Source organism: uncultured Roseibium sp., from assembly GCF_947496995.1.
Taxonomy (GTDB): domain Bacteria; phylum Pseudomonadota; class Alphaproteobacteria; order Rhizobiales; family Stappiaceae; genus Roseibium.
This window is the reverse complement of record NZ_CANMFD010000001.1, coordinates 126236-151835: the sequence shown is the minus strand read 5'-3', so window position 1 is coordinate 151835 and position 25600 is coordinate 126236. Positions and strand designations below refer to the sequence as shown.

The 25600-nt window shown below is 61.9% G+C and carries 25 protein-coding genes; 13 read left to right on the top strand and 12 right to left on the bottom strand.

The features are described 5' to 3' along the window. Positions 1-51 precede the first annotated feature (51 nt). Positions 52-1329, top strand: coding sequence for an NAD(P)/FAD-dependent oxidoreductase (locus Q1B40_RS00760; RefSeq protein WP_299808558.1), 1278 nt, complete (start codon positions 52-54; stop codon positions 1327-1329). A gap of 146 nt (positions 1330-1475) precedes the next feature. Here the strand turns inward: Q1B40_RS00760 and ftrA are convergent, their stop codons facing one another. Beyond that, positions 1476-2474 (bottom strand): transcriptional regulator FtrA, encoded by a 999-nt coding sequence (ftrA, locus tag Q1B40_RS00755; protein WP_299808556.1) that lies wholly within the window; start codon positions 2472-2474, stop codon positions 1476-1478. A 98-nt stretch (positions 2475-2572) separates the two neighbouring features. Between ftrA and Q1B40_RS00750 the strand changes: the two genes are divergently transcribed. After that, a complete protein-coding gene (locus Q1B40_RS00750) occupies positions 2573-2971 on the top strand; it encodes a nuclear transport factor 2 family protein (protein ID WP_299808554.1) in 399 nt (132 codons plus the stop codon). Between the two features lie 125 nt (positions 2972-3096). Here Q1B40_RS00750 and Q1B40_RS00745 read toward each other — a convergent pair whose 3' ends face one another. Further along, complete coding sequence (locus tag Q1B40_RS00745) at positions 3097-3456, bottom strand: helix-turn-helix domain-containing protein (protein WP_299812465.1); 360 nt, start codon at positions 3454-3456, stop codon at positions 3097-3099. 93 nt (positions 3457-3549) lie between these two features. Here Q1B40_RS00745 and Q1B40_RS00740 point away from each other — a divergent pair, with 93 nt between their 5' ends. Continuing rightward, positions 3550-3987 (top strand): nuclear transport factor 2 family protein, encoded by a 438-nt coding sequence (locus tag Q1B40_RS00740; RefSeq protein ID WP_299808552.1) that lies wholly within the window; start codon positions 3550-3552, stop codon positions 3985-3987. Between the two features lie 181 nt (positions 3988-4168). On the opposite strand, the gene Q1B40_RS00735 is transcribed toward Q1B40_RS00740, so the two are convergent. Next, positions 4169-5182 (bottom strand): zinc-binding alcohol dehydrogenase family protein, encoded by a 1014-nt coding sequence (locus Q1B40_RS00735; RefSeq protein ID WP_299808549.1) that lies wholly within the window; start codon positions 5180-5182, stop codon positions 4169-4171. A 67-nt stretch (positions 5183-5249) separates the two neighbouring features. Then, positions 5250-5540 (bottom strand): putative quinol monooxygenase, encoded by a 291-nt coding sequence (locus Q1B40_RS00730; RefSeq protein WP_299808547.1) that lies wholly within the window; start codon positions 5538-5540, stop codon positions 5250-5252. Positions 5541-5644: 104 nt separating this feature from the next. On the opposite strand from Q1B40_RS00730, the gene Q1B40_RS00725 reads away from it, so the two are divergent. After that, on the top strand, positions 5645-6544 hold the full coding sequence (locus Q1B40_RS00725; protein WP_299808544.1) for a LysR family transcriptional regulator: 900 nt from the start codon (positions 5645-5647) through the stop codon (positions 6542-6544). Between the two features lie 37 nt (positions 6545-6581). On the opposite strand, the gene Q1B40_RS00720 is transcribed toward Q1B40_RS00725, so the two are convergent. Then, positions 6582-7589, bottom strand: coding sequence for a class 1 fructose-bisphosphatase (locus Q1B40_RS00720; RefSeq protein WP_299808541.1), 1008 nt, complete (start codon positions 7587-7589; stop codon positions 6582-6584). A gap of 94 nt (positions 7590-7683) precedes the next feature. Between Q1B40_RS00720 and Q1B40_RS00715 the strand changes: the two genes are divergently transcribed. From Q1B40_RS00715 to Q1B40_RS00700, 4 genes are all read left to right on the top strand, one after another. Next, on the top strand, positions 7684-8631 hold the full coding sequence (locus Q1B40_RS00715; protein ID WP_299808538.1) for a LysR family transcriptional regulator: 948 nt from the start codon (positions 7684-7686) through the stop codon (positions 8629-8631). A gap of 306 nt (positions 8632-8937) precedes the next feature. After that, a complete protein-coding gene (locus Q1B40_RS00710) occupies positions 8938-9873 on the top strand; it encodes a tripartite tricarboxylate transporter substrate binding protein (protein ID WP_299808535.1) in 936 nt (311 codons plus the stop codon). Between the two features lie 42 nt (positions 9874-9915). Next, entirely contained in the window at positions 9916-10329 is a 414-nt protein-coding gene (locus tag Q1B40_RS00705; RefSeq protein ID WP_299808532.1) for a hypothetical protein, read from the top strand. Positions 10330-10333: 4 nt separating this feature from the next. Further along, on the top strand, positions 10334-11827 hold the full coding sequence (locus Q1B40_RS00700) for a tripartite tricarboxylate transporter permease (protein WP_299808529.1): 1494 nt from the start codon (positions 10334-10336) through the stop codon (positions 11825-11827). 3 nt (positions 11828-11830) lie between these two features. Here Q1B40_RS00700 and Q1B40_RS00695 read toward each other — a convergent pair whose 3' ends face one another. Then, on the bottom strand, positions 11831-12730 hold the full coding sequence (locus tag Q1B40_RS00695) for a LysR family transcriptional regulator (RefSeq protein WP_299808526.1): 900 nt from the start codon (positions 12728-12730) through the stop codon (positions 11831-11833). 101 nt (positions 12731-12831) lie between these two features. Here Q1B40_RS00695 and Q1B40_RS00690 point away from each other — a divergent pair, with 101 nt between their 5' ends. Next, positions 12832-13593, top strand: coding sequence for a LamB/YcsF family protein (locus tag Q1B40_RS00690; protein ID WP_299808523.1), 762 nt, complete (start codon positions 12832-12834; stop codon positions 13591-13593). A 65-nt stretch (positions 13594-13658) separates the two neighbouring features. On the opposite strand, the gene Q1B40_RS00685 is transcribed toward Q1B40_RS00690, so the two are convergent. From Q1B40_RS00685 to Q1B40_RS00660, 6 genes are all read right to left on the bottom strand, one after another. Continuing rightward, entirely contained in the window at positions 13659-13874 is a 216-nt protein-coding gene (locus Q1B40_RS00685) for a formate dehydrogenase subunit delta (protein WP_299808520.1), read from the bottom strand. Then, the gene (fdhD, locus tag Q1B40_RS00680; protein WP_299808517.1) at positions 13864-14679 is read right to left on the bottom strand and encodes a formate dehydrogenase accessory sulfurtransferase FdhD; all 816 of its coding nucleotides are present in this window, start codon (positions 14677-14679) and stop codon (positions 13864-13866) included. The genes Q1B40_RS00685 and fdhD overlap by 11 nt, the downstream gene beginning before the upstream one ends. Positions 14680-14681: 2 nt before the next feature. Next, positions 14682-17552, bottom strand: a complete 2871-nt coding sequence (gene fdhF / locus Q1B40_RS00675) for a formate dehydrogenase subunit alpha (protein ID WP_299808514.1) — start codon at positions 17550-17552, stop codon at positions 14682-14684. Between the two features lie 4 nt (positions 17553-17556). Then, complete coding sequence (locus tag Q1B40_RS00670) at positions 17557-19128, bottom strand: NADH-quinone oxidoreductase subunit NuoF (RefSeq protein WP_299808511.1); 1572 nt, start codon at positions 19126-19128, stop codon at positions 17557-17559. After that, the gene (locus tag Q1B40_RS00665) at positions 19125-19604 is read right to left on the bottom strand and encodes a formate dehydrogenase subunit gamma (RefSeq protein ID WP_299808508.1); all 480 of its coding nucleotides are present in this window, start codon (positions 19602-19604) and stop codon (positions 19125-19127) included. The genes Q1B40_RS00670 and Q1B40_RS00665 overlap by 4 nt, the downstream gene beginning before the upstream one ends. A gap of 93 nt (positions 19605-19697) precedes the next feature. Then, on the bottom strand, positions 19698-20606 hold the full coding sequence (locus Q1B40_RS00660) for a LysR family transcriptional regulator (RefSeq protein ID WP_299812463.1): 909 nt from the start codon (positions 20604-20606) through the stop codon (positions 19698-19700). Between the two features lie 305 nt (positions 20607-20911). Between Q1B40_RS00660 and Q1B40_RS00655 the strand changes: the two genes are divergently transcribed. The 4 genes from Q1B40_RS00655 (at position 20912) to Q1B40_RS00640 (ending at position 25590) form a co-directional block, all read left to right on the top strand. After that, on the top strand, positions 20912-21919 hold the full coding sequence (locus Q1B40_RS00655) for a BMP family protein (protein ID WP_299808504.1): 1008 nt from the start codon (positions 20912-20914) through the stop codon (positions 21917-21919). A gap of 103 nt (positions 21920-22022) precedes the next feature. Continuing rightward, positions 22023-23570: an ABC transporter ATP-binding protein gene (locus Q1B40_RS00650; protein WP_299808501.1), complete on the top strand. Its 1548-nt coding sequence runs from the start codon at positions 22023-22025 to the stop codon at positions 23568-23570. After that, positions 23567-24649 carry an ABC transporter permease gene (locus tag Q1B40_RS00645; protein ID WP_299808498.1) on the top strand — a complete coding sequence of 361 codons (1083 nt, stop codon included), beginning with the start codon at positions 23567-23569 and terminating at the stop codon, positions 24647-24649. The genes Q1B40_RS00650 and Q1B40_RS00645 overlap by 4 nt, the downstream gene beginning before the upstream one ends. Beyond that, entirely contained in the window at positions 24646-25590 is a 945-nt protein-coding gene (locus tag Q1B40_RS00640) for an ABC transporter permease (RefSeq protein ID WP_299808495.1), read from the top strand. Before Q1B40_RS00645 ends, Q1B40_RS00640 begins: the two co-directional genes overlap by 4 nt. Positions 25591-25600 lie beyond the last annotated feature (10 nt).

Below are 25600 nucleotides of genomic sequence, written 5' to 3'. Positions count from 1 at the left end.
GGACTTTTCCGGAAAAACCCGCCGCTCGCTGCACATCTGGGGAGGAAGAAAATGCCTAATATCTCACGCCGGACATTCGGACTGATGATGGGGGCCGGTGCCTCTACACTTGCGATGCCCTATTACGCGAGGGCACAGGGCAAACCCAGGGCCGTCGTGATCGGCGGCGGCGCGGGCGGGGCGACAGCCGCGCGCTACATGGCCAAGGACGCAGGCGAAGACCTGGATGTCACGCTGATCGAGGCAAATCCGCAATACACCACCTGCTTCTTTTCCAACCTGTATCTGGGCGGTTACCGCAGTTTCGACTCCATCACCCACGGCTACGACAAGCTTGCCTCCAACTACGGCATCACCGTTGTCAACGCGTTTGCCGATACGGTCGACCGCGAAGCCAGGGAAGTCGTGATGGCCGACGGCTCCAGGGTGCCTTACGACCGGCTGATCGTGGCCCCAGGCATCGACCTGATCTACGACAGCGTGCCGGGCTATTCCGAGGAGGTGGCCGAAATCATGCCGCATGCCTGGAAAGCCGGACCGCAGACGAAGCTCCTGAAGGCCAGGCTGGATGCGATCGAAAACGGCCAGCAGGTGGTGATGGTCGCCCCGCCCAACCCCTACCGCTGCCCTCCGGGACCTTACGAGCGCGTTTCCATGATGGCTCACCTGTTCAAGGAAAAGGGCTACAACGACTGCAAGATCGTGATCATCGACCCGAAGCCGAAGTTCTCCAAGCAGGGATTGTTCACCGAAGGCTGGGAAAAATACTATCCGGGCATGATCGAGTGGTACGGCCCGGACGTTCATGGCGGCATCGCCAGCGTCGATCCGCAGACCGGCGAAGTGGAAACGGATCTGGATACCTTCAAGGGGGATCTGGTGAATGTCATTCCGGCGCAGAAGGCCGGCATGATTGCCGCCAGCGCCGGGCTGGCGAACGACAGCGGTTTCTGTCCGATCGATCCCGCTTCCATGCGCTCGCAAATGGACGACAACATCTTCGTCATCGGCGATGCCTCGATTGCCGGTGACATGCCGAAATCCGGATTTTCAGCGAACAGCCAGGCAAAGGTCGCGGCCATGGCCATCCGGGGAGAACTCACCGGATCGAAGGTCTTCCCGGCAAAATATTCGAACACCTGCTGGAGCCTGATCGAAACCAATGACGGTGTGAAGGTCGGCGCCCAATACGCCCCTTCAGCCGACAAGATCGCCTCGACCAACAGCTTCATCAGCCAGACCGGAGAAGACGACGCCCTGCGACAGGCGACCTATGAGGAATCGGTCGGCTGGTACAAGGGCATCACCACCGATATTTTCGGGGGTTAAGAGACACAAGTCTGCTGCGGCCGGAGGTTCCCGGTCGCAGCAGACGCCTGTTTCCGGGCCAACTTTAACGATGCCTCGACTTGCAGGGCGGTCCGTTTCGGCGCTTGCGGTCAAACATGGGCACGGTATCCGCAGTCATCGCGAGATCAGCTGTCTGCCGTTGCACCGGATATTGCGCCAAGCCTCTCCCGATATCGGACGGGCGGAACTCCCATGGCTTTTCGGAATTCCCGGCGAAATGTTTCCGCGGACCCGAACCCGCACGCGTCCCAGACATCCGCCAGTGGCACGTGACCGTTCTCAAGCAACTCTGCCGCACGGGACACCCGTTCGACCTTGAGCCAGTTCAACGGAGTGGTGCCGACTTCCTCGTGAAAACGGCGCGCCAGGGTGCGTGGGCTGGTTCCTGCGGAGCTGGCCATGCGCTCGACCGGCCAGTTTTCGTCAATGGACGCCCTGATAAGATCCTGCAAGGCCGCCAGCCCTGAGCCGACACGGGCCCTGGGCTCCGGGCGCGGCACAAACTGGCGCTGGCCGCCGTCTCGCTGCGCGGGCAGAACGAGCCTCCGGGCAACGCTGGCAGCAACCTGCGCTCCATAGTCCTGACGGATTATGTGCAGCCCCAGATCCAGCCCGGCCGCCGAACCTGCGGAGGTGAAGACCCCGCCGCTTTCGACGAAGAGAACATCGGGATCGACGGTTATCTCAGGATATCGCTCCGCAAGCTTTTGCGTATAACGCCAATGGGTTGTCGCGGTTTTGCCGTCCAGCAACCCTGCTGCCGCCAGGACAAAGACGCCGGAACAGATCGAGGCGATGCGTGCGCCTCGGTCACGGGCCGCACGCAGAGCGGCGCAAAGCGTGCCGGGCACGGGTATATCCGCCCCGCGCCAACCGGGGACGATGATCAGGCTCGCCTCCTGCAGCAGGTCAAGATCGTCTTGCGCATCCAGAGTGATACCGCCCAAGGCGCGAATAGGTCCGGGCTCCGCCTTTACGGTCGCAAAACGATACCAGCGATCAAACTCGGGGCGCGGCAGGGCGAAAAGTTCGACCGCTATGCCGAATTCGAATGTGCACAGACCGTCGTAGGCAATTGCGCAGACCAAGGGGGCCTTGACCGGCGGGATCGCAAATTTCGTCACGTTGGCAGAATCTGACTGCAGGTTGTCCATTCCGCCAGTATCGCGATTTTTCCGATGGTGGCAAGCATAGGCCATCAACCCAGAACGGAGACGTGATCGTGACCAGACCGACCGAGCTTTTCGACGCCATCGAAACCTATTTCGACGCGATCCATGACTGCGATACGGAAAAACTGAATGCGGTGTTCCATCCCCGCTCGAGCCTGTTCGATGCGGACAACGGCACGGTGTTCGTCGAACCGATCGACAGCTTCAGCCGCGATGTCGGCAGCCGCGTGTCCCCCGCCAGCAAGGGGCAGGCAAAAGAAGCCGAGATTTTGCTGATCGACTACCTCTCTCCCATCAGCGCGACGGTCAAGATCCGTATTCGCGCCCATCAAAACATCTTTGTCGATCATCTCGGTTTCGTGAAGGGCGCCGACGGTTGGCAGATCGTCTCGAAGATCTGGCATCTGGAAAGCGTCCTTGAGGAAGCTGCCAGCCAAAACGCCGCCTGATCCCTAGTTCGACTTCCTGGATCAGGACGCACGGACACGTCTGCAGGATTGCTGCGGCTGGCCGCCAGTATGGAAACCCCGCGCCGGGAATTTGTAGAGGATTGCGGCGGCCGACTGTTTCAGCACTATGAGTTACCTGATCTCGGCAGGTCCATGATGTTGTCCTCCACCCAAGCCGCCAATGCCTTGACGTGCACCGCGACGCCCTGACCGTGTGGTGTGAGGCGGTACTCGACGTGCGGGGGAACCACATTGAGCGCCTCGCGGTGAACAAAGCCGTCGTTCTCCAGCGTCTTCAGCGTTTGAGACAACATCTTTTCGCTGACGTCCCCGATAATACGGCGCAGTTCGCTGAACCTCAGGGTCTTTTGCTGAAGGGCAATCAGCACAAGAACACCCCAGCGGCTTGTAACGTGATTGAGCACGATGCGAGACGGACACATCCTATCCAGAACATCGGGTGCAATATTTTTTGCGCTGTTTATGGCGGTTTCTCCATACTAACTAATTTGTACGTACTTTCCTTTTGTTAGTTAGTCGTTATTAGAGGCCCAATCAACGGAATTATGGAGACCAACATGAAGCATACCTTCAAAGCCGCCCTCCTCTGCCTCGCAATCGGCGGAGCGCCCGCTGCGGCCTTCGCGGAAACTGCCAAGGACGTGGTGTCGAAAGCCGTGACCGAGATTTTCGTAAACGGCAATACAAATGCCATCGATACGTATTTTGCGGAGGACTACATCCAGCACAACCCGAGCATTAAGTCGGGCCGTGCAGTGATCAAGGAGCTGTTCAGTCACGCGCCTGCCAATTTCAAGTATGAACCGGGCATGATCATTGGCGACGGTGACCTGGTCGCGGTCCATGCCCGCATTACCGGATTCGGCCCCAAGACCCTGGTCGGTGTCGATATCTTCCGCGTTGAAAATGGCCTGATCGCCGAGCACTGGGATGTCCTGCAGGAAGAAGTGCTCGAAACCGCATCCGGCGAACCGATGTTCACACCGATGCAATAACCCGTTCGGACCAGGACAAAAGTGCTCTCCGGCAGGCGCCCACGAGGAACCGGCCGGAGGGCACAAGGCATCATCACCGATGTTTACGGCGCCTGAGCTCTCCCGCGGTCGTCACCGGCGGCCGCGGGAGAAACCCTCAAGGGATCTACACCGCCGAGCTCTGCAATTACAGATCCGTACCCTAGAAACCTTCGAGGACGATCTTGCCCCTTGCCTTGCCGCTTTCGAGCAAGGCGTGAGCGCGTTTGAGGTTTTCAGCGTTGATGGTGCCGTAGGTCTCGGTGGCGGTCGAGCGGACCGTCCCCGCATCGATCAGACCGGCCACTTCATCCAGAATTTCGCCCTGACGGGCGATGTCCGCCGTCGTGAACAACGACCGGGTGAACATCAGTTCCCAGTGAATGGAAATAGCCTTGCCCTTGAACGGCATGATGTCGAAGGACTTCGGGTCGTCGATCAGGCCGAAGCGCCCCTGCGGCGCGATGAACTCGGCGATCTTCGGCACGTAGCTGTCCGAATAGTTGGTCGAGAACACGAAGGCCGGCGCGCCGATTCCCAGGGCCCCGATCTGTTCCGGCAGCGGCTTGGAATGGTCGACGACGTAATGTGCGCCCAGGTCCTTCACCCACTCCTGCGTCTCCGGACGGGAGGCGGTCGCGATAACGGTCAGATCGGTCTGCGCGCGCAGGAGCTGAATCGCGATGGACCCCACACCACCCGCACCACCGATGATGACGATGGCATTGGCCGCGCCGGGTACCGGGTCGGTAACGCGCAGCCGGTCGAAGATCATTTCCTGCGCGGTCAGCGTCGTCAGCGGCAGCGCGGCGGCGGAGGTTGCCGGGATGGATTTCGGCGCATGGCCGACAATACGCTCGTCCACGAGATGGAATTCGGCGTTTGTGCCGGGACGGTTGATCGCGCCGGCATACCAGACCGTATCGCCCACCTTGAACCGACTCACCGCGTCGCCGGTCTCGACAACCTCGCCGACCGCATCCCAGCCAAGGATCACCGGCGTGTCGCCCTCCGCCGCACGGCTGGCGCGGACCTTGGTGTCAACGGGGTTCACGGAAACGGCCGCCACCCTGACGAGAATGTCATGTCCGCCGGCGGCGAGCCTGTCCATCTCCAGATCCAGCAGGGCATCTTCGCGGGAGATGGGACCGGGAGCGGTGTAACCTACGGCTTTCATTTATTTTATCCTTTTTTTATTTTCAGTCCCTGCCGTCTTCCTGGCAGTCAGGCAGCCTTGCCTGTTGTCAGTCGATCTGCGTCATTTCGTTGAGAGTGAACTCGGCAACAGCCCCATCGGTGGCGGCGATATACGCCGCCAGGTGCGGTGCGTTCATGTGCTCCTGCCAGATCTCACGACTTTCCCAGTTTTCGTAAAACATGAAGTGGGCCGGATCTTCGTTGTCCTGATGCAGGTCGTAGGTGATGCAGCCTTTCTCGGCGCGGGTGATCGGCACCAGCTTGAGAAGCTCGGCTTTGACCAGTTCGATCTTTTCAGGCCTGGCGTGGATGTTGGCGACGATGGTGAGTTTCGACATGGATGCACTCCCTTAAGGGTCCGGTTCGGTACGCAGGATATACAGGCGGGATTCTTCCGGATAAACGTCTTTCAATCGAAATGATAATCCGGAATTTTCGTAGAATGCTGATCGACAACATCCGCCTGTTTCTCACCATCGCCGAAAAAGGCAGCCTTGTCGCTGCAGGGCGAGAAGCCGGCCTGTCAGCAACGACGGTGTCCGAACGGCTTGCCGCCCTCGAGGCACATTATGGTGTCGTTCTATTCAACCGGACGACACGCTCGCTGAGCCTGACAGATGAGGGCCGTACTCTGCTCAGCGGGGCAAAGGTGGTTCTGGGCGAACTTGAAGACCTCGACACGCGCATCCGCTACGGAGCGGAGACCTTGTCCGGACCGATCCGGGTCAGTGCACCGGTGGACCTTGGCCGCAGCGTCGTTTCCGAAGTGATTTCATCTTTCACGAAACAGCATCCGGCGATCTCGATTGAGTTGTCCCTGTCCGATGGATACGTCGATATCGTCGGTCAGGGGTTCGATCTGGCCTTGCGTTTTGGCACGGTGACGGACAGTACGTTGCGGATCCGGAACCTGGGACACTTCCGCCGGATCGTCTGCGCAGCGCCCTCCTACATCAATGCCCACGGCGCACCGCAACAGCCAGAGGACCTGGCGCGGCACAATTGCCTTGTCATGCGGTTCGGCACGACCCTCGACAATGTCTGGCGCTTCGGATCGGGGAAAAAGACCCGCACCGTCACCGTGCGCGGCAACAAGACGGTGAATGACGGCTCGCTGGTGCGGCAATGGGCCGTGGACGGCCACGGGATCATCCTGAAATCGGAACTCGACGTGGCACCCGACCTGAAATCCGGAAAACTTGTTGCGCTGCTCGAAGAGCACGCGGCCCCGCCCAATCCTCTCCAGATGATGTTCCCGCCCGGGCGCGCCCAGCCGAGGCGCGTCCGCACACTGACCGATGCCTTGAGCACCGCAATGTCCGGGGTCAGGACCGAGCACTGATACAACAGCTGGCATCGCAGGAAGGCAGCAGATCGCGTCAGTCGCGGAACAGGCCGCGCGATCCGAAGCGGGCAGAGACTTCCTCGTCGGGCAGGTCATGATAGGCAACCACCCGGTCGACCTTGTCGGTGGAACCGAAGACGAAGGGGATGCGGGCGTGAAGAGAGCCGGCGGTCTGGTCCAGAATACGCTCGGTTCCCGTCGTCGCACGGCCACCGGCCTGTTCCACCAGAAAGGCGATCGGCGCGCATTCGTAGACCATACGGAGCCGCCCGTGTTCATAGCCGGGCCGTTTGTCGCCCGGATACAGGAAGATCCCGCCACGGTTGAGGATGCGGTGTGTTTCCGCGACCAGGGAGGCGACCCAGCGCATGTTGAAGTTTTTCTCGCGCGGTCCTTCGTCCCCGGCCAGACAATCGTCGATAAAGGCGCGGACCGGCTTCGACCAGTGCCGGTAATTTGACGCGTTGATGGCGAATTCGCTGGCTTGCGGCGAAATGGAAAAATGATCGTTGACCAGCGTGAAGACACGGGCCACCGGATCGAGAACATAGTGCAGGACGCCGGAGCCGAAGGTCATGATCAGTGCGGTCTGGGGTCCGAAGATGAAATAGCCGGCCGCGATCTGCTCCGATGCCGGCCGCAGGAACGAACCTTCCGCATCCGGTTTTGCCTCGAACACCGAAAAGATCGTGCCGATGGACACGTTGACATCGATGTTGGACGAGCCGTCGAGAGGATCTATCGCCAGCGCCAGCGTACCATCGGCATCGATCTCGATGGGATCGTCCTGCTCCTCGGACGCGTACCAGCGGATCCCGGTGCGTTTCAGGGCGGCGGCGAACGCATCGTCGGCCTCGACGTCGAGGGCCTTCTGCGTGTCTCCGCCGATGTTGCTTCCGACGCTGGCGCCCAGCGCTCCGGCCAGAGGTCCCATGGCAATGGTCCGCGACAGGTCGCAGGCCACCCGGCACATCGCGGCAATGGCGGGGTAGAGAGCTTCCGGGACGCGTTCGGGCGATAGCATATCTGGTTTCGGGGTCATCAAGGCCTCTGGTCGATGTGGAGCTGACTTGCTTTTCACACGTTTGAGGATTAATGAAATTTAAAAATTCAGAAAGATGATTAAATTTTATTGAATGACTATCCAGAACGCGATCACGCTCAAGCAGTTACGGGCCTTGGAGGCCATCGTCGAAACCGGCAGCATTAGCCAGTCCGCCGACCTGCTTGGCCTGACGCCGCCGGCGGTCCATTCCCAGCTCAAGGTTCTGGAAGAGCAGTTCGGATGCGCGCTGGTCAACCGGACACCGGGAGAGCGGTTTGAAGCGACGCCTGCGGGCATGGCGCTTCTGGAGGCATTCGAGACAATGCACTCCGCGCTCGCCAAGGCGGTGGACCGGATCGAGGCCATGAAAAACGGCATGGCGGGTCGGATTGTGCTGGGCGTCATCGGCACCGGCAAATATTTCGCGCCCTCAATCGTCGCCCATCTGAAAAAGGAATATCCGGACATTGAAGTCGCGCTGCAGTTCGGCAACCGCGACCAGACCATTTCAGACCTTGCCGCAGGCAGGACCGATCTGGCGATCATGGGTCGTCCGCCGCGCCGGCCGGAGGTAACAGCCTACAGCATGGGCGATCATCCGCATGTCCTGATTGCCCCGCCGGACCATCCCCTGGCGCAAGGCGCCCGCGCGGAAGCCGCCGACCTCCTGGCCGAACATTTCATCCTGCGGGAACCGGGATCGGGGACACGCATACTTACGACGCGTTTCCTGGATCAGCTCGGCGAAGGCCAGGCTTTCACCTTTACGGAAATGGAGTCCAACGAATCCGTCAAGCAGGCAGTGATCGCCGGGCTCGGCATCGCCCTGATATCGATCAACACCGTAATCGAGGAGCTGAAATCGGGGCGCCTCAGGATGATCGAGGCGGACGGGCTGCCGATCATCCGCCACTGGTTCGTGCTCCACCGCACCGGCCTGCCGCCCAACCCGGCCCTGGACACGGTCCTCGATCACATTCGCCGCAACGGCCCGCAATTTCTCGCTGAAACGGAAATCCGTGAGTTGCTGAAAAATTAGGCGCAGATGCCGGTGAGCCCCAGGGAAAGAGGCGGGATTCAGGCCGATCCGGCAGGCCTTCCCCAGAGGTAATTCAGGCCAAATGGCTCAGGCGAATTGACGAACTCAAGCCGGTAACCGATGATCTTCCGCGTACTTCGGGCCGGAGGGCTGAAATCAATTCGTCTTGCTGGCGGGCTCGTCGAGCCTGCCAACATCTATGCACGAAACGCATTAATACATAGATCCAAAATGCATTGGACAGCATAAGGATGCGCTGTTTTCATCTGGAGAGCCACGCAAAACCGCGCAACACAGGAGCTGACAATGTTCAGATCAATTCCCAAGACACTCGCCCAGGCCGGTCTGGCGCTCGCTATTCTGGCGAGCCCCGCCGCAGCCGAGTTCCCGGAAAAGGAAGTCACGATAACCGTCGGCTTCGGTCCGGGCGGTGGGGTCGACACGATTACCCGTGCAGCCTCGGACGCGTTGTCGGCTTCGCTCGGCGAGCCGGTCGTGGTCGAGAACCAGCCCGGCGCCGGCGGCGGTCTGGCCCTGACCGCGCTCAAGGCCAAACCGGCTGACGGCTACAATCTTGCCGCAGCCATTTCCACCACTATTTCCTTCGATCCGCATACGTCCAACGTCAGCTTCGGCATCGACGATTTCGAGTTTATCGGCGCCTTCGGCGTGTTCCCTGAAGCACTTGTCGCCCTGCCGTCCCGCGGCTGGACGAATTTCGCCGACGTCATCGCGGCGGCAAAGGATGCCCCCGACGGTCTGACCTACGCATCGACGACCTCCCTCGACCGGGTTGTGATGAAAGCCATCTCCGAGAAGGAAGGCGTTCTTCTCAAGCCCGTTCCGACTAAAGGCGGCGCCGAGGCAGTGGCCGAGGTTCTCGGCGGACATGTGGATTTCGCCTACAGCTCGGGCACCTATTATCCGCAGGCCAAGGCCGGCGAACTGATGGTGCTGGCCGGCCTGGGCACAGACCCGGTTCCGGGTTTCGAAACGGCGCCGACGCTGAAAGGCCTCGGATATGATATTTCCAGCGTCAACATGGTGGTCTACCTGGCTCCGCTGGGAATTCCGGCAGAGGCGAAAGCCAAGCTCGTCGCAGCTTTCGAGGAAGCCGCCAAGTCGCAGCCTCTTCTGGATGTGCTTGCCAAGCGCAACATGGGCAGCTTCATCCTTACCGGTGACGACTTCGCAACGCAGATCCGTGCGCAGAGCGCCCAGTTCAAGGCGGCAATGGAGTAAATGAACCGGCCTTCCTCCAGCCAAAACGGGCCGCGTCTTCGGATGCGGCCTCTTGCCGAATTCGCAATTGTTTTCGGAGCCAGTCTGCTGCTGCTCTTCGTCGTCGTTCCGGCAGGCACTTTCGAGACCGACAATTTCGGACTTTCTCCGCGCATGCTGCCGATGGTCTGTGTCACGGTCATCGCCCTGATGTCCCTCGTCACGCTTCTATTTGGCCTGATGCGCGCCGGTCCCGGAGAGGATGCCCCACGCGGCGGGCTTCGCGGTGCGATCCAACTCGGAGCGGCAGCACTCGTCGGCATTGTTCTGGTCGATCAGACAGGTCTCGTGATCGGCGGCACTGCACTTGTTCTCCTGGCCTGCCTGGCCGTCGGAGAACGGCGTGTCGCAACACTTGCCGGGATGGGCGCGGGCGGTCTGCTCATTCTTCTTCTCGTAGACTGGTCGGGGCTCTAGCCGCATGGAAATATTTCTGCAAGGGGCGGCCGACGCGCTGACCCTGGCCTCGATCGTCTCGGTGATTGGCGGCATCCTGCTCGGCTATCTCGTCGGCGTTTTGCCCGGACTGAGCCGGCCAGCCGCCCTTTCCGTAGCCGTTCCGCTGACCTATTCGATGTCTCCGATCGCCGCCATCGCCTTTCTGGTGGGGGTGACCAAGGCAAGCGCCGCGGGTGGTGCAACGGGCGCCATTCTGCTGAACACGCCGGGCGAACCCAGTTCGACCGCGACCACTTTCGACGGTTACCCGCTGGCGAAAAAGGGTGAAGGAACACGGGCGCTGAAAACCGCGCTTTATGCCTCCGTCTTCGGCGACATGACGGCGACCTTCGTGCTCATTCTGCTTGCCTCCTCGCTGGCGCGCTTCGCCCTCAAGATGGGGCCGGTGGAAATGACCGCCGTGATGATTTTCGCGCTGAGTTTCATCGCGGCCCTTTCGGGGAGTTCGCTGTCCCGCGGGATCATCTCCGGTGTCCTCGGCCTGTTTCTTTCGACTGTCGGCCTCGACCCGGAAAGCGCCACGCCGCGCATGACCTTCGGGTTCATCGAACTGTTCGACGGAATCCCGCTTATCGCCGCCACGGTGGGCATGCTGGCCTTCACGGAAATGCTGGTGCAGGTGCAGGCCCTTTTCGCAGCCAGAGGCTCCATGTCGGAAAAATCGGGCTTTGCTCCCGAAACGAATAAAAAGCTGCGATTTTCCGATATCAAAAGGGTGTTTCCGGTCACCCTGCGCGGCACCGGCATCGGCATTGGCGCCGGTATCATTCCGGGTCTCGGCCCGACCATCGGCGCGCTGCTGTCCTATGCCATCAACAAGCGGCTGGCCAAGCCGGGCGACTCCTACGGCGAGGGCGATCTCAAGGGCGTGGCCGCTTCGGAAGCCGCCGACAATGCCGTCCTGCCGGCAAGCCTCATTCCGCTTTTCGCCATCGGTCTTCCCGGCAGTGTTTCGGCCGCCATTCTCGTTTCCGCCTTCATGCTGCATGGCGTCCAGCCGGGGCCGCTGGTTTTCGAGCAGCATCCGAGACTTATCTACGGCATCTATGTGTCGATGATCGTCGCCAGCCTGGCCATGCTCGTGGTGGGACGTCTCGGCCTGACCCTGTTCGCGCGCGTCACCCTCGTGCCGCCACGGCTGATCATTCCCTTCGTGGTGCTGTTCTGCGTAATCGGAACCTATCTGGAGCGCGACACGGCCTTTTCCGTATTCGCCATGCTGGCCCTGGGAATTCTGGGGTTCGTGATGCAGCGGTACGGATACTCCGTGGTGACGTTCCTGATCGGCTTCGTGATCGGGCCGCTGTTCGAGCTTTCGCTGCGCCAGGCGCTGATCGTCACCAATCACTCTCCGCTTGCGGTGGTCGATCATCCGATCGCCATGGGCTTCCTGCTCGCCGCCGTCGCTGCCATCGCCCTGTTTCTCAAGCCGGGCCGCAAGGGATCCGGGCAGTAGGGATCATCCCGCTCCCAGGTGCCCTGCCGCCACTTCATTGAGGACCGAAAGGAAGCTGGTGATATTCATCGGCCGGTAGCGATTGGGGTTCCAGAGGGCAGAAACCTCCGCGGAGGTCTGACAGGTGTCCGAGACGATCGGAACCGCGTTGCGGATCGCCGTCAGGTCCCGCGCCGACGACGAGACGATGGCAACGCCGTGACCGTCCTGGGCGAGCGCCGCCAGTGTCTGGGTGCTGTCGCTTTCGAGCAGAATGCGCGGGCGCACTCCATGCGCCAGCGTAACCTGTTCAAACAGGTGACGGGTCAGAAACCCGCGCTTCATGACCATCATCGGCTCGTTGGCAATGGCATCCATGGTGATGGACTTCTTCTTCCTGCCGGGATGATCGGGCGGCAGGACCGCCAGAAGCCGGGCACTGAACAGCGGGTGCCCGACCAGGATGTTGCTGATCCCCAGATTGGCAATCACCATGTGAACTGCACCATGCTCGACCATCTCGATCAGCGCGTCGTTGTGCCCCTCGCTGACGATCATGCTGACCCGCGGGTAGGATGACCGGAAGCGGGCCATTGCAGGCGACAGCAGCCAGGTGATCGTCTGAGGAGAGGCCCCGATGCGCAGCGTGCCGCTGTGCTCGTGCTCGGTCCGCCCAGTGTGCTGCATCATGTCCTGGGCGCGTTCGATCAGTTCCGCCGCCTGGACCGCCAGGTCCGCACCTTCCGTCGTCAACACGAGCCGCTTGCCGACCCGGTCGAACAGGTCCACGCCGAGTTTGCGCTCCAGCGCCTGTATCTGGCGCGACAGAGCAGGCTGGCTGAGATTGACGGCAATTGCCGCACTCGAAATATTCAGCCGCTCCGCAACGACCAGAAAGTTGCGCAATTCTCTCAGTTCCAGCATCCATCCGCCCCATATGCAATTCATGCATGAACACTGTCTGCATAAATGCATTGGACACACAACAGCATTCTGCAGACCATGCCGCCAAAATGGTCACGGCAATGAAAATCTCGATAAATGCGGACATGGGTGAAAGCTTCGGCGCCTATAAACTGGGCGACGACGGAACCGTCATGCCCCACATCAGTTCAGCGAATATTGCCTGCGGCATGCATGCAGGCGATCCGGCCGTCATGTACCGGACCGTGGGCCTTGCCCTGGAACACGGGGTCAGTATCGGCGCCCATCCCGGGTTCAACGATCTTCAGGGATTCGGCCGGCGGCAGATCGCCATGGAGCCGAGCGAGATCGAATATCTGGTCACCTACCAGATAGGTGCGCTGCAGGCCCTTTCTGCCAGCCATGGCGCCCGCGTAGACTTCGTGAAACCGCATGGGGCGCTCAACAACATTGCCCATCATACCGAAGAGGTCGCCGATGCCATTGCCAGAGGCATCCGGGCTGCGGGCCCCGATCTCATCTTCGTTGCCAACTGCCTTTCGGAAATGACTCGGTCGGCGGCTAAGGCCGGACTTCCCGTTGCTCACGAGGCCTATGCCGACCGCCACTATTTTCCGGACGGCAGGCTCATGTCGCGCGGCATATCCTCCGCCGTCATCCGGGACCCGGAAATCGCCGCACAACGCGCGCTTGTCATGGCAGAGGAGCAATGCCTCCTCGCGCATGACGGAACCCGGCTGCCTACACCCGTCGACACGTTCTGCATTCATGCGGACGAACCCACGGCCGCCACCGTGGCCAGACAGGTTCGCAGCGTTCTTGAAGACGCGGGGTTTGCGGTGGCACCCGTGAGCGGGCAGTAGTGAAAAGCCGGAGAAGCCTCTGCCATTTGTATCAAGCGTTCAGAGCATTCTGCCGCCCAGGGTCTTCACTTGACCGGGCGGATCTTCGGTCCGGCTTCCAGGACAAGCGGATCGAACCGGTCGCCGGCCTGGCTCAGCATGTCGAAAAGCTGGGCGCGCATGCGCGGTTCCCAGAACTTGCTGATGTGGTCCGCGACACCAGCCACGGCTTCCTCGTGCGGTCTGTTGCGGAAGAAGCCTGCGATTTGGTTGGCCATGTAGGTCAGCTTCTCAGGCGACATCTTGCAGGGTTCTCCCGATGATCCTGTGCGGATGGGTAAAGAGTTCGAAGCTGTCGCCGCGCGCGCAGGCGACCAGCGTGATGTTGGCGCCATCGGCCTCGGAGACGGCAAGCGCCGTCGGGGCGGAGACCGCAATGATGATCCCGCAGCCCGCGGCGGCCGTTTTCTGGATCAGTTCGATCGACAGCCGGCTGCTCATGACGAAGGCGCCGCCCGAGGCAGGTGTGCCGGATAGGCTCATCGAGCCTATCAGCTTGTCCAGGGCGTTGTGCCGACCAACATCTTCGCGGATCGTCGTCAGACCTTTTTCAGGATGATACCAGCCTGCTGCATGAACGGAGCGGGTCTGCAGGTTGAGCGCCTGGGCCTTGCCCATGGCACGCACCGCGTCACCCACGTTTTCGGCCTTGAGCCGTGTTTCGGCCATAACGGGACGGATCTCGCGCATGGCCTCCTCCAAGCTTTCGATGCCGCACAGCCCGCAGCCGACGGGCCCGGCGATGGAACGCCGCCTTTGCCGCAGTCTTTCCGTTGCATCCGTGGCAAGCCGGATCTGAACATCGATGCCCTTGTCGACTTCGACGACGGCGATGTCCTCGATCTCCTCCGGCGACGCGACGATATTCTCGGACAGGGAAAATCCAGCCGACAGATCCTCGAGATCGGAAGGGGTCGCCATCAGCACAGCATGAGTCGAGCCGTTGTAGCTGATCGCAACCGGCACTTCGTCGGCGAGCTCCAGCGAGGACGCCGAGAAGCGGCCATCCCGGTAGGAAACGGCTGAGGACGTGCTGTGCGTCTTCATGGTTATTCCGCAGCCTCGATCCTGCGCGCCCGCGCAGAGAATTCCTCGTATTGCTCCTGCCAGTCCGTCGGCCCGTTGGAAGGCGACACCTGAACGGCGGTCACCTTGTATTCCGGGCAGTTGGTCGCCCAGTCGGAATAGTCGGTGGTGATGACATTCGCCTGGGTGGTGGGGTGATGGAACGTCGTATAGACGACGCCCGGTGACACCCGGTCGGTAAGGCTGGCCCGGAGGCTCGTTTCGCCCGACCGGCTGACCAGCTTGACCCAGTCGCCTTCCTTGACACCGCGGGTTTCCGCATCGTGCGGATGGATTTCCAGCACGTCCTCGCCGTGCCAGACGACGTTTTCCGTCCGGCGTGTCTGGGCGCCGACATTGTACTGGCTCAGGATCCGGCCCGTGGTGAGCAGCAGCGGGAACCGCGGCCCGGTCTTTTCGTCGGTGGCGATATAATCCGTGCGGATGAACCTGCCCTTGCCGCGCACGAACCCGTCCACATGCATGACCGGCGAGCCGACCGGCGTGCTGTCGTTGCACGGCCACTGGACGGATCCTTCTTCGTCCAGAAGCTGGTAGCTGACATTGGCGAAGCTGGGCGTCGTCGCGGCGATTTCGTCCATGATCTGGGACGGGTGGGTGTAGCTCCAATCGGCGCCCATGGCATTGGCAAGAAGCTGGGTCACCTCCCAGTCCGCATAGCCGTTTTTCGGCGCCATCACCTTGCGCACCCGGTTGATGCGGCGCTCGGCGTTGGTGAAGGTGCCGTCCTTTTCCAGGAAGGTCGATCCCGGCAGGAAGACATGGGCGTAGTGCGAGGTCTCGTTCAGGAACAGGTCATGCACGATAACGCAATCCATCGCCGCCAGACCGGCGGACACGTGTTTCGTGTCCGGGTCCGACTGCAGGATGTCCTCGCCCTGGCAGTAAAGCCCCTTGAACGTGCCTTCCACGGCGGCGTCCAGCATGTTGGGAATGCGCAAGCCCGGCTCGTCGGAAATGCTGACGCCCCAGGCCTTTTCGAAGACATCGCGCACCTCGGCATTGTTCACGTGGCGGTAGCCTGGCAGTTCGTGCGGGAAGGACCCCATGTCGCAGGAGCCCTGGACATTGTTCTGGCCGCGCAGCGGGTTCACGCCGACGCCCGGCCGGCCGATATTGCCGGTGAGCATGGCCAGATTGGCGATGCCGATCACCGTGGTGGAGCCCTGGCTGTGTTCCGTCACGCCGAGGCCGTAGTAGATGGCTCCATTGCCGCCCCTTGCATAAAGCCGGGCCGCCGCGCGCAGCTCCGCCGCCGGCACTCCGGTCAGGGCTTCAACCGTCTCCGGAGAATGGGCCGCATCCGCGACGAATTCGGCGTATTCCTGGAACTCGTCCCAGTCGCAGCGCGTGCGGATGAAGTCCTCGTCGAACAGACCTTCGGTCACGATCACATGGGCGAGCGCCGTGACGACGGCGACATTCGTACCTGGCCTGAGCGCCAGGTGATGGGCGGCGGTGACGTGCGGCGTCCGCACAAGATCGATCCGGCGCGGATCGACGACGATCAGCTTCGCGCCCTGGCGCAGGCGTTTTTTCAGGCGCGAGGCGAAGACCGGGTGGCCGTCGGTCGGGTTGGCGCCGATCACCAGAACCACGTCGGCCTGTTCGACACTGTCGAAATCCTGTGTGCCGGCGGAAGTGCCGAAGGTCTGGCCGAGGCCGTAGCCGGTCGGGGAATGACAGACCCGGGCGCAGGTATCGGTGTTGTTGTTGAGGAAGACGGCCCTGGTCAGCTTCTGAACCAGGTAGGTTTCCTCGTTGGTGCAGCGGGACGACGTGATGACGCCGATGGACTCCTTGCCGTGCTCGTACTGGATCGCCCGCAGTCTGTTGGCGGCAAAGCTCAAGGCTTCGTCCCAGGAGACCTCCCTCCACGGATCGCTGATCCTGTCGCGGATCATCGGGTTCAGAATGCGGTCCTTGTGGGTGGCGTAGCCATAGGCGAACCGCCCCTTGACGCAGGAGTGGCCGTGATTGGCCTTGCCGTCCTTGTAAGGCACCATGCGGACCAGTTCCTGACCGCGCATTTCCGCCTTGAAGGAGCAGCCGACGCCGCAATAGGCGCAGGTGGTGACCAGCGAGTGCTCGGGCTGGCCGATCTCGATCACCGATTTTTCCTGCAGGGTCGCGGTCGGGCAGGCCTGCACGCAGGCGCCGCAGGAGACGCATTCGGAATTCAGGAAGCTTTCATGCATGCCGGCGGAGACCCGCGAGCCGAATCCGCGTCCCTCGATGGTCAGCGCGAATGTGCCCTGCACTTCCTCGCAGGCGCGCACGCAGCGGGAGCAGACGATGCATTTCGACGGGTCATAGGTGAAATAGGGATTGCTTTCGTCCTTCGGCATGAAGCGGGCATTCACCTCGCCGCCGCCATCGCGCTGCTTCACGTGGTTGCCGCCATCATAGCCATAGCGCACATCGCGCAGACCAACCGCGCCGGCCATGTCCTGCAGCTCGCAATCGCCGTTGGCGGCGCAGGTCAGGCAGTCGAGCGGATGGTCGGAAATATAGAGTTCCATCACGCCGCGGCGGATATCCTTCAGCCGGCCGGTCTGGGTCTGGACCACCATGCCGTTCTCGGCGGGCGTGGTGCAGGAGGACGGTGTTCCACGCCGGCCCTCGATCTCCACCAGGCACAGGCGACAGGAGCCGAAGGCATCGACCATGTCGGTCGCGCAGAGCTTCGGGATCTTGATGCCGGTTTCCATGGCCGCCCGCATCACGGATGTGCCTTCGGGAACCGTTACCTCGAAGCCGTCGATGGACAGCGTCACCTGGTTCTCCGACGCTGAAGCCGGTGTGCCGTAATCTGTTTCCTTGATCAGGGACATGTCGCTACTCCGCCGCCTCAGCCAGAGGCTTCAGGGTGTCGGGTTTGGGGGTGAAGTCCTGCGGGAAATGGGTCAGCGCGCTCATGACCGGATAGGGCGTGAAGCCGCCCAGCGCGCAGAGCGACCCCAGTTTCATCGTGTTGCAGAGATCCTTGAGAAGATCGATCTGCTCTTCCGGCCTGTCGCCATGCGCGATCCTGTCGACGACCTCGACACCCCTGACAGCGCCGATGCGGCAGGGTGTGCACTTGCCGCAGCTCTCTATGGCACAGAACTCCATGGCGAAGCGCGCCTGGCTGAGCATGTCGGCGGTATCGTCGAAGACGACAACGCCCGCATGGCCGATGAGGCCATCCTGCGCGGCGAAAGCCTCGTAGTCGAAGGGGGTGTCGAACAGCTCCGGTGGGAAATAGGCACCCAGCGGCCCGCCGACCTGCACCGCCTTGACGGGACGCCCGCTCAAGGTGCCGCCGCCGATATCGTTGACGAGTTCGCCGAGCGTGATGCCGAAGGCAGCCTCGTAAAGACCGCCGTGCCGGATATTTCCGGCAAGCTGGATCGGCATGGTGCCGTGCGAGCGGCCGGTGCCGAAGTCCCGGTAAAAATCCGCGCCCCGGTCCATGATCACCGGAACGGAGGCTAATGACAGAACGTTGTTGACCACGGTCGGGCAGCCGAACAGTCCTTCAAGGGCGGGAAGCGGCGGTTTTGCCCGCACGACGCCGCGCTTGCCCTCCAGGCTGTTGAGGAGCGAGGTCTCTTCGCCGCAGACATAAGCCCCGGCACCGACGCGCACGTCCATGTCGAAGGCATAATTCGATCCAAGAACGGATTGACCGAGAATTCCCGCCTTGCGGGCGATCCCGATGGCCGCCTGCATGGTCTCGATGGCGTGCGGGTATTCGGAACGGGTGTAGAGGTACCCCTTGCTGGCACCGCTGGCGATGCCGGCGATCGTCATGCCTTCGATCAGCACGAACGGATCGCCTTCCATGATCATGCGATCGGCAAACGTGCCGCTGTCGCCCTCATCGGCGTTGCAGACGATGTATTTGCGCGCTCCCGGCGCCTTGAGCACGGTGTTCCACTTGATGCCGGTGGGAAAGCCTGCCCCGCCACGCCCGCGCAGACCGCTGTCGGTGACCTGCTGCACAATTTCGGCCGGCTGCATGGCGAGCGCGTTCCGCAACCCGATCAGCCCGCCGTTGCTACCGTAGTCGTCGAGGGACAAAGGATCGGTGAGACCGCAGCGCGCGAAAGTGAGCCGGGTCTGGTTTTTCAGAAACGGGATCTCTTCGGTGTCGCCATGGAACAGCGGATGCGCGCCGCCTTCCAGAAAGCCGGCGTCGAACAGTCCGGGCACATCGGCTGGCCTGACGGGGCCATAGGCAACGCGGCGGTCACCAAAGCGGACCTCGACCATCGGCTCGAGCCAATGCAGGCCGCGCGAGCCGTTGCGGACCAGTTCCGCCGTGATGCCGCGGGCGGAAAGTTCCGAGGCAATTGCTTCGACGACGCGATTCGCTCCGACGGCCAAGGCCGCCGCATCGCACGGGACGTAAATCACCGGCGTCATCGGCCTGCCTCCATCACGATATCGGCGAGCGCCGCCTTATCCAGACGGCCGTGAAGTTCGTCGTCGAACATGGCTGCCGGCGCGCAGGAACAAAGGCCGAGGCAATAGACCGGTTCCAGCGTGATCCTGCCGTCGGGCGTGGTCTCATGCCAGTCGATCCCGAGCGCCTCGCGGACGCCCTCCGCAAGGGCCTCGCCGCCGACAGACTGGCAGGCTTCGGCGCGGCAGATCTTCAGAACATGCCGGCCCGCCGGCTCCTGCCGGAAATCGTGGTAGAAACTCATGACACCGTGCACTTCGGCCCGGCTGAGGTTCAGCTTGTCGGCAATGACGCGCAACGCGGTGTCCGGCACGCACCCGAAGTCCCTCTGGACGTCATGCAGTATCGGCAGAAGCGGACCTTCCTCCAGCAAATGCCTGTCGGCAATGGCAGCCGCCCGGTTTGCAACGTCCGCTTCCGGCACTTGCAATTCCATGCCGTCTCTCCCTCGCTCGCGCATGACATTTCACGATGTCACACTGTGCTTGCCGCGATCAATATCGCCGTTCCGTTGTGCGATTGCACATTTCTATCGACGTTCTTCCAGCTTCTCTTTTTGAGCGTCCTCCGTCCCTCTGACCAGGCGCAGGAAGGCGGCTATCAGGGGCGCATGGGGCTCACGGTGGGTCGTCACAAGACCGACCATCGTGCCCGCGTCCGGCTTGGCGATCGGAATGGTTCTGAGTGTTTCGGACGCGAAGGTTTCCGCCAGACTTCTGGGTACGATGGAGGCCCAGCGGCCTGTGCGCACGTGGGCGATCAGGGTAACGATGGAATCCGATTCCAGTGCGGGCGCGGCTTCAGTGCCTGCCTCGGCGAGAATGCCATCGACGATCCGCCGGTTCTGCATGTCCCCGGTCAGCAGGCACAGAGGAATGCGGCTGACTTCACTCCAGGTGACCCGTTTGTGGTCGGCAAGCGGCGCGCCTTCGGTGGTCACCAGACAATAGGTTTCCCGGTAGAGCGGAACCTGGATGACTTTTCCGACGGGCTCGTTGCCGAGATAGGTCACGCCGACATCGATCTCCAGATTCTCCAGCAGGGACAGGATCTCGATGGAAGAACGCGACAAGACGGAAAAGGTCACGCCCGGATTCTGGTCGACAAACGGCGTCGTCAGCTCCGGGACGTAGGAAAGCGCCGTCGGGATGCTTGCGATGCGCAGATGGCCGCTCAGACCGTCGCGGACCGTCTTCAGCTCCTGCTGCATGGTGCGGGCGTCGGAGACAAGCCGGCGGGCCCATTCCAGAACCCGCTCGCCTTCCGGGGTCAGGCCCTGAAACCGCGAGCCGCGCAGGACCAGCAACGCACCCAGTTGCTCCTCAAGCTGCTTGATCGCGGCCGAAAGCGTCGGCTGGGTCACGCCGCAATCTTCAGCGGCGCGGCCGAAATGCCGTTCCCGGGCAAGAGCCATGAACATTTCAAGCTTGTCGATCATCAGCGGTGCATGATGTGGCAAGGCCACCTTTTCCGAGGGACGTCCCGCAGTGGACTTTGCGGAACCATTACAAGGTCACATCCTAGCATGGAATCAAGGCCTCCGGCGGCCCCGCACCGCCCGCGACTGGCCTGATACCGACAGACCGGCCACACCCGCGCTTCCAACCGCGGGAAAGGGATCGGAGAGCGGTATTATTTTGTCCATCTGATCAATTATTTTATTTTCAGAGCCTGCATAACTTGTGAGCATGCGTATTTTGTGATCATCTGCCTTGGTAAAAAAATACCTTCCAGGGGATCCAGATGCTCACATCAAAATCTTTTTCCAGGGCCCGACGGGCCTTGTTGTCGGCCGCCCTGGCCGTTTCAGTCACCATGGGCCTGTCATTGTCGCCTGCAAGCGCGGCAGACCCGATCAAGGTCGCAGCGATCTATACCGTTCCGGTCGAGCAGCAATGGGTAAGCCGTATCGACAAGGCGCTCAAGGCGGCACAGGAACGTGGCGACATCACCTACACCTTCTCCGAAAACGTCGCCAACACCGACTATGAACGCGTGATGCGCGAATACGCCGAGCAGGGCATGGACCTGGTCGTCGGCGAGGCTTTCGCCGTGGAGCGCGCCGCGCGCAAGGTTGCCGCGGAATATCCCGAGACAGCCTTCCTGATGGGCTCGTCCTTCGGTCCGGCACAGCCGAATTTCGCCGTCTTCGACAACTGGATCCATGAGCCGAGCTATCTGTCCGGCATGATCGCGGGTGCGACGACCAAATCCAACATCATCGGCATGGTCGGCGGCTACGCCATTCCGGAAGTCAACCGGCTCATGAACGCCTTCATGGAAGGCGCGACCTCCGTGAACCCGGACGTGAAGTTCCTCGTGACCTTCATCAACTCCTGGTACGACCCGCCGAAGGCCAAGGAATCCGCCTTCGCCATGATCGACAAGGGTGCGGACATTCTCTACGCCGAGCGCTTCGGTGTTTCCGACGCCGCGAAGGAAAAGGGCATTCTGGCCATCGGCAACGTCATCGATACATCGGGCGACTATCCGGGCACCATTCTGTCTTCGGCCTTGTGGCACATGGAACCGACTATCGACCGCGCTCTCGACGCGGTGGTCTCCGAGGAATTCGAGCCGGCCGACTACGGCCCCTACAGCTTCATGTCCTATGGCGGCGGCAGCTTCATCGTCGATGAAAGCCTGGCGCCGGCCGATGCAGTGGAAGCTGCAAAAGCCAAGGAAGCGGAAATCAACGACGGTCTGTTCCGCGTCAACGTGAACGACAGCGAACCGAAATCGACCATGTAAGCGGCCGATATAATTGCACGCCGGCGGCACATCGGCCGCCGGCGTGCCTTTTCGGACCCGACCTGATTTTCGAACTGAATTCAAATTCCTCCCGGAGGTTCGCATGGCGCGCCCTGCAAAGGACGCCCCGGTCCTGTTGAGACTGGACGGCATCACCAAACGCTTTGGCGCTCTGACAGCCAACGACAGCGTCTGCCTGGACCTCAGGCAAGGTGAAATCCTGGCCTTGCTGGGAGAAAACGGCGCCGGGAAAACCACCCTGATGAACATTCTCTTCGGCCATTATGTTGCCGATGAGGGGGCGGTGCTGGTATCGCGAGATGGCGCTGAGCTGGCGCAACTGGAACCGGGATCGCCACATGCAGCGCTGGATGCCGGAATCGGCATGGTGCACCAGCATTTCACGCTGGCGGAAAACCTCAGCGTTCTCGACAATATCCTGCTCGGCACGGAAAAACTCTCGGCGCTGAAATCCGCCCGCGCACCGGCGCGCAGAAAGCTGGCAGACCTGATGACCCGCTCCGGCCTGACCGTCGGACTGGACATGCGTGTCTCGCAGCTTTCGGTCGGCGAAAAGCAGCGGGTCGAGATCCTGAAAGCCCTTTACCGGGACGCCCGGGTGCTTGTGCTCGACGAACCCACGGCAGTGCTGACCCCGCAGGAATCGGACACGCTGTTCGCCATATTGAAAAAGCTCGCGGCTGCGGGTCTCGGGATCGTCTTCATCTCGCACAAGCTGGCGGAAGTGATGGCTGCGTCCCACCGCATCGCGGTGCTGCGGGGCGGCGCCAAGGTGGCCGACCTGCCGACATCTCAATGCGATCAGCGCCAACTGGCGGAGCTGATGGTCGGGCACGAAGTGAGCGAGACCGTGCGCGGTGCAGGTACACCGGGAGATACTCTTTTCGTCCTGACGGGCGTGTCGGCCGGCGAGAGCCGTGAATCGATACGAGACGTCAATCTGGAGCTCAAGTCCGGCGAGATCCTTGGTATTGCCGGCGTGTCGGGCAACGGCCAGACCATGCTGGCGCGGGTCATCTCGGGCCTTGAAACGCCCTTTGCCGGCAGCATGAGGCTGGGGGATCGTGCGTTGACGCATGCCAATGCCCGCACGATGATCGATGCGGGTCTGGCGCGGATACCGGAAGACCGGCACCGTGACGGTATCGTCGGGGCCATGACCGTTTCCGAGAACCTCGCCATCGAAGCCATCCGCAAGCCGGAAAGCCAGCGCTTCGGACTGCTGCGTTTCGCCGCCATGCGCGACAAGGCGAAAGCCCTGATCGACGCCTATGACATCCGCTGCCAGGGGGAAGACAGCCCGGCGCGGCTGCTCTCGGGCGGCAATATCCAGAAAATCGTTCTGGCCCGAACTCTTGAGGGCGAGCCGAAGGTCGTTCTGGCCGCCCAGCCTTCGCGGGGTCTCGATGTCGGGGCGACATCGGAAGTCTACAGACGCCTGCTGGACGCGCGCGCCCGCGGCGCAGGCGTTCTTCTCATTTCCGAAGATCTGGACGAACTGATGCGGCTTTCCGACCGGATCGCCGTCATCCACCGCGGACATCTGTCCGCCGCCGAGCCGACAGAAACCCTCGACAGGGGCACACTCGGGCTCAGAATGGCCGGACATACCATGGAAGCTGCCGAATGATCCGTTTCGAACCCAGAGGCCCGGTCGCCGTTTCCAGGATGATCGGCGTTTCGGTAACCGCCGCCCTTGCCGCCCTCGTTCTTGCGGCCATCCCGATGCTTTTCGCCGGGCTCTCCGTCTTCGACGCCTACGGGCTGATGGTCAAGGGCGCCTGGGGATCGATGTTCGCCTTCACGGAAATGCTGACCCGGGCAGCGCCGCTCATCCTGACCGGGCTGGCCGCCGCTGTGGCGTTTCGCGCCAAACTCTGGAACATCGGCGCGGAGGGGCAGCTTTACGCCGGTGCCCTGGCGGCGGTCGCTATAGGGACCGGCCTGATTTCGGGCCCCTCGTTCGTTTTGATTCCGGCGGTCATTCTGGCCGGCGCCCTTGCCGGCGGTCTGGTGATGCTGGTGCCGACATTGCTGAAAACCCGCCTTGGCGTGGATGAGGTGGTGACGACGCTGCTGCTGAATTTCGTCATTCTGCTTTTCGTGCAGATGATGCTCGAAGGGCCGATGCAGGACCCGATGGGCATGGGCTGGCCGCAGTCGGAGCCGATCCTCGATGAAGCGGCCCTGCCGAAACTGATGGACCGGATGAGAATCCACTGGGGTCTTATCATCGCGCTTGCGGCTTCGCTCGGGGTGTATTTCCTGCTGAAACGCACGGTGTGGGGGTTCGAGATCCGCGCCGTCGGCGAGAATGCCTCCGCCGCGCGGCATGCCGGCATACCCGTGACGGCCACCTTCATCCGCGTCGGGCTGCTTTCCGGCGCGCTTGCGGGACTGGCGGGTGTTGGCGAAGTCGCGGGTCTGAAAGGGTATCTGACCGCCGACCTGTCGCCGGGCTTCGGCTATTCGGGCATCGTGGTCGCCATGCTGGCCGGACTGTCGCCCATCGGTGTCGTGTTCGCCGCGCTCTTCATCGCCAGCATTTTCGTCGGTGCGGATTCCATGTCTCGGGCCACCGGGGTTTCCAATTACCTCGCCGACCTGATCGTTGCCATATCGCTGCTCTGTGTGCTCGTGTCCGGACTGTTCCTGCGGTTCAGGATCCGGCTTTCCACCAGCAGTCCAGCCCAGGAGACCGCGAAATGAGCGACATTCTGGAAATTTTCATGTCGGCCAGTTTCTGGGCCGCCGCGATCCGCATCGCGACACCGCTGATCTTCGGCGTCATCGGAGCCCTGATCTGCGAGCGAGCCGGTGTGCTCAACCTCGGCATCGAAGGCATCTTCACTGCAGGCGCCATGGCCGGCTGGATGGCCGTCTGGCTCGGAGCCGGTCTGTGGGGCGGTGTGCTGGTTGCCGCCCTGGCCGGCGGGTTCTTCGGTCTCATCCACGCAGTGCTGACCGTGCCGCTCGGCCTGTCGCAGCATGTTTCAGGCATCGGCGTGACGCTGTTCGCGACGTCGCTGAGTTATTTTATCTACCGAACGGCCCTGCCGGACGTCTCCTCGCCGCCGCGGATCGAGGCCTTTCAGTCCCTCGACATTCCGGTCCTGTCCGATCTGCCGTTTCTCGGCCCGGCCCTGTTTCAGCAGACGCCGCTGACCTTCCTTGCGCTGTTCCTCGTCGCCGCGACGGCATATGTGCTCTACCGGACCCCGCTGGGGCTCGCCATTCAGGCGGTTGGCGACAATCCGGCGGCGGTCGAATCCCAGGGCCTGTCGGTCTACGGTCTGCGGATGGGAGCCATCGTCGCCGGTTCGGCGATCATGGCGCTCGGCGGCGCCTTCCTGACCATGTCCGCCTTCGACGCCTTTTTCTTCGGCATGGTCAACGGCCGGGGCTGGATCTGCATCGCGCTGACGGTGTTCGCCTCCTGGCGGCCTGGCAAGGCCCTGCTCGGAGCCCTGCTTTTCGGAGCTTTCGACGCCTTTCAGGTGCGCTTGCAGACGGAAGTCGGCAGCTTCATTCCCGGACAGGTGTTCCTGATGATGCCGTATATACTGTCCATCGCAGCGCTGATTGTCGTCGCACGCCGTGCCGACTATCCGCGCGCGCTGCTTGTTCCCTATTTCAAAGGTCAACGCTGAGAGGACCGCC

Coding starts and splice junctions, on each gene's coding strand:
- Q1B40_RS00760 (WP_299808558.1), top strand. CDS start 52: ATGCCTAATATCTCACGCCGGACATTCGGACTGATGATGGGGGCCGGT.
- Q1B40_RS00740 (WP_299808552.1), top strand. CDS start 3,550: ATGAAGCATACCTTCAAAGCCGCCCTCCTCTGCCTCGCAATCGGCGGA.
- Q1B40_RS00735 (WP_299808549.1), bottom strand. CDS start 5,182: ATGAAAGCCGTAGGTTACACCGCTCCCGGTCCCATCTCCCGCGAAGAT.
- Q1B40_RS00730 (WP_299808547.1), bottom strand. CDS start 5,540: ATGTCGAAACTCACCATCGTCGCCAACATCCACGCCAGGCCTGAAAAG.
- Q1B40_RS00725 (WP_299808544.1), top strand. CDS start 5,645: ATGCTGATCGACAACATCCGCCTGTTTCTCACCATCGCCGAAAAAGGC.
- Q1B40_RS00720 (WP_299808541.1), bottom strand. CDS start 7,589: ATGACCCCGAAACCAGATATGCTATCGCCCGAACGCGTCCCGGAAGCT.
- Q1B40_RS00715 (WP_299808538.1), top strand. CDS start 7,684: ATGACTATCCAGAACGCGATCACGCTCAAGCAGTTACGGGCCTTGGAG.
- Q1B40_RS00710 (WP_299808535.1), top strand. CDS start 8,938: ATGTTCAGATCAATTCCCAAGACACTCGCCCAGGCCGGTCTGGCGCTC.
- Q1B40_RS00705 (WP_299808532.1), top strand. CDS start 9,916: ATGCGGCCTCTTGCCGAATTCGCAATTGTTTTCGGAGCCAGTCTGCTG.
- Q1B40_RS00700 (WP_299808529.1), top strand. CDS start 10,334: ATGGAAATATTTCTGCAAGGGGCGGCCGACGCGCTGACCCTGGCCTCG.
- Q1B40_RS00695 (WP_299808526.1), bottom strand. CDS start 12,730: ATGCTGGAACTGAGAGAATTGCGCAACTTTCTGGTCGTTGCGGAGCGG.
- Q1B40_RS00690 (WP_299808523.1), top strand. CDS start 12,832: ATGAAAATCTCGATAAATGCGGACATGGGTGAAAGCTTCGGCGCCTAT.
- Q1B40_RS00685 (WP_299808520.1), bottom strand. CDS start 13,874: ATGTCGCCTGAGAAGCTGACCTACATGGCCAACCAAATCGCAGGCTTC.
- fdhD (WP_299808517.1), bottom strand. CDS start 14,679: ATGAAGACGCACAGCACGTCCTCAGCCGTTTCCTACCGGGATGGCCGC.
- fdhF (WP_299808514.1), bottom strand. CDS start 17,552: ATGTCCCTGATCAAGGAAACAGATTACGGCACACCGGCTTCAGCGTCG.
- Q1B40_RS00670 (WP_299808511.1), bottom strand. CDS start 19,128: ATGACGCCGGTGATTTACGTCCCGTGCGATGCGGCGGCCTTGGCCGTC.
- Q1B40_RS00665 (WP_299808508.1), bottom strand. CDS start 19,604: ATGGAATTGCAAGTGCCGGAAGCGGACGTTGCAAACCGGGCGGCTGCC.
- Q1B40_RS00660 (WP_299812463.1), bottom strand. CDS start 20,606: ATGATCGACAAGCTTGAAATGTTCATGGCTCTTGCCCGGGAACGGCAT.
- Q1B40_RS00655 (WP_299808504.1), top strand. CDS start 20,912: ATGCTCACATCAAAATCTTTTTCCAGGGCCCGACGGGCCTTGTTGTCG.
- Q1B40_RS00650 (WP_299808501.1), top strand. CDS start 22,023: ATGGCGCGCCCTGCAAAGGACGCCCCGGTCCTGTTGAGACTGGACGGC.
- Q1B40_RS00645 (WP_299808498.1), top strand. CDS start 23,567: ATGATCCGTTTCGAACCCAGAGGCCCGGTCGCCGTTTCCAGGATGATC.
- Q1B40_RS00640 (WP_299808495.1), top strand. CDS start 24,646: ATGAGCGACATTCTGGAAATTTTCATGTCGGCCAGTTTCTGGGCCGCC.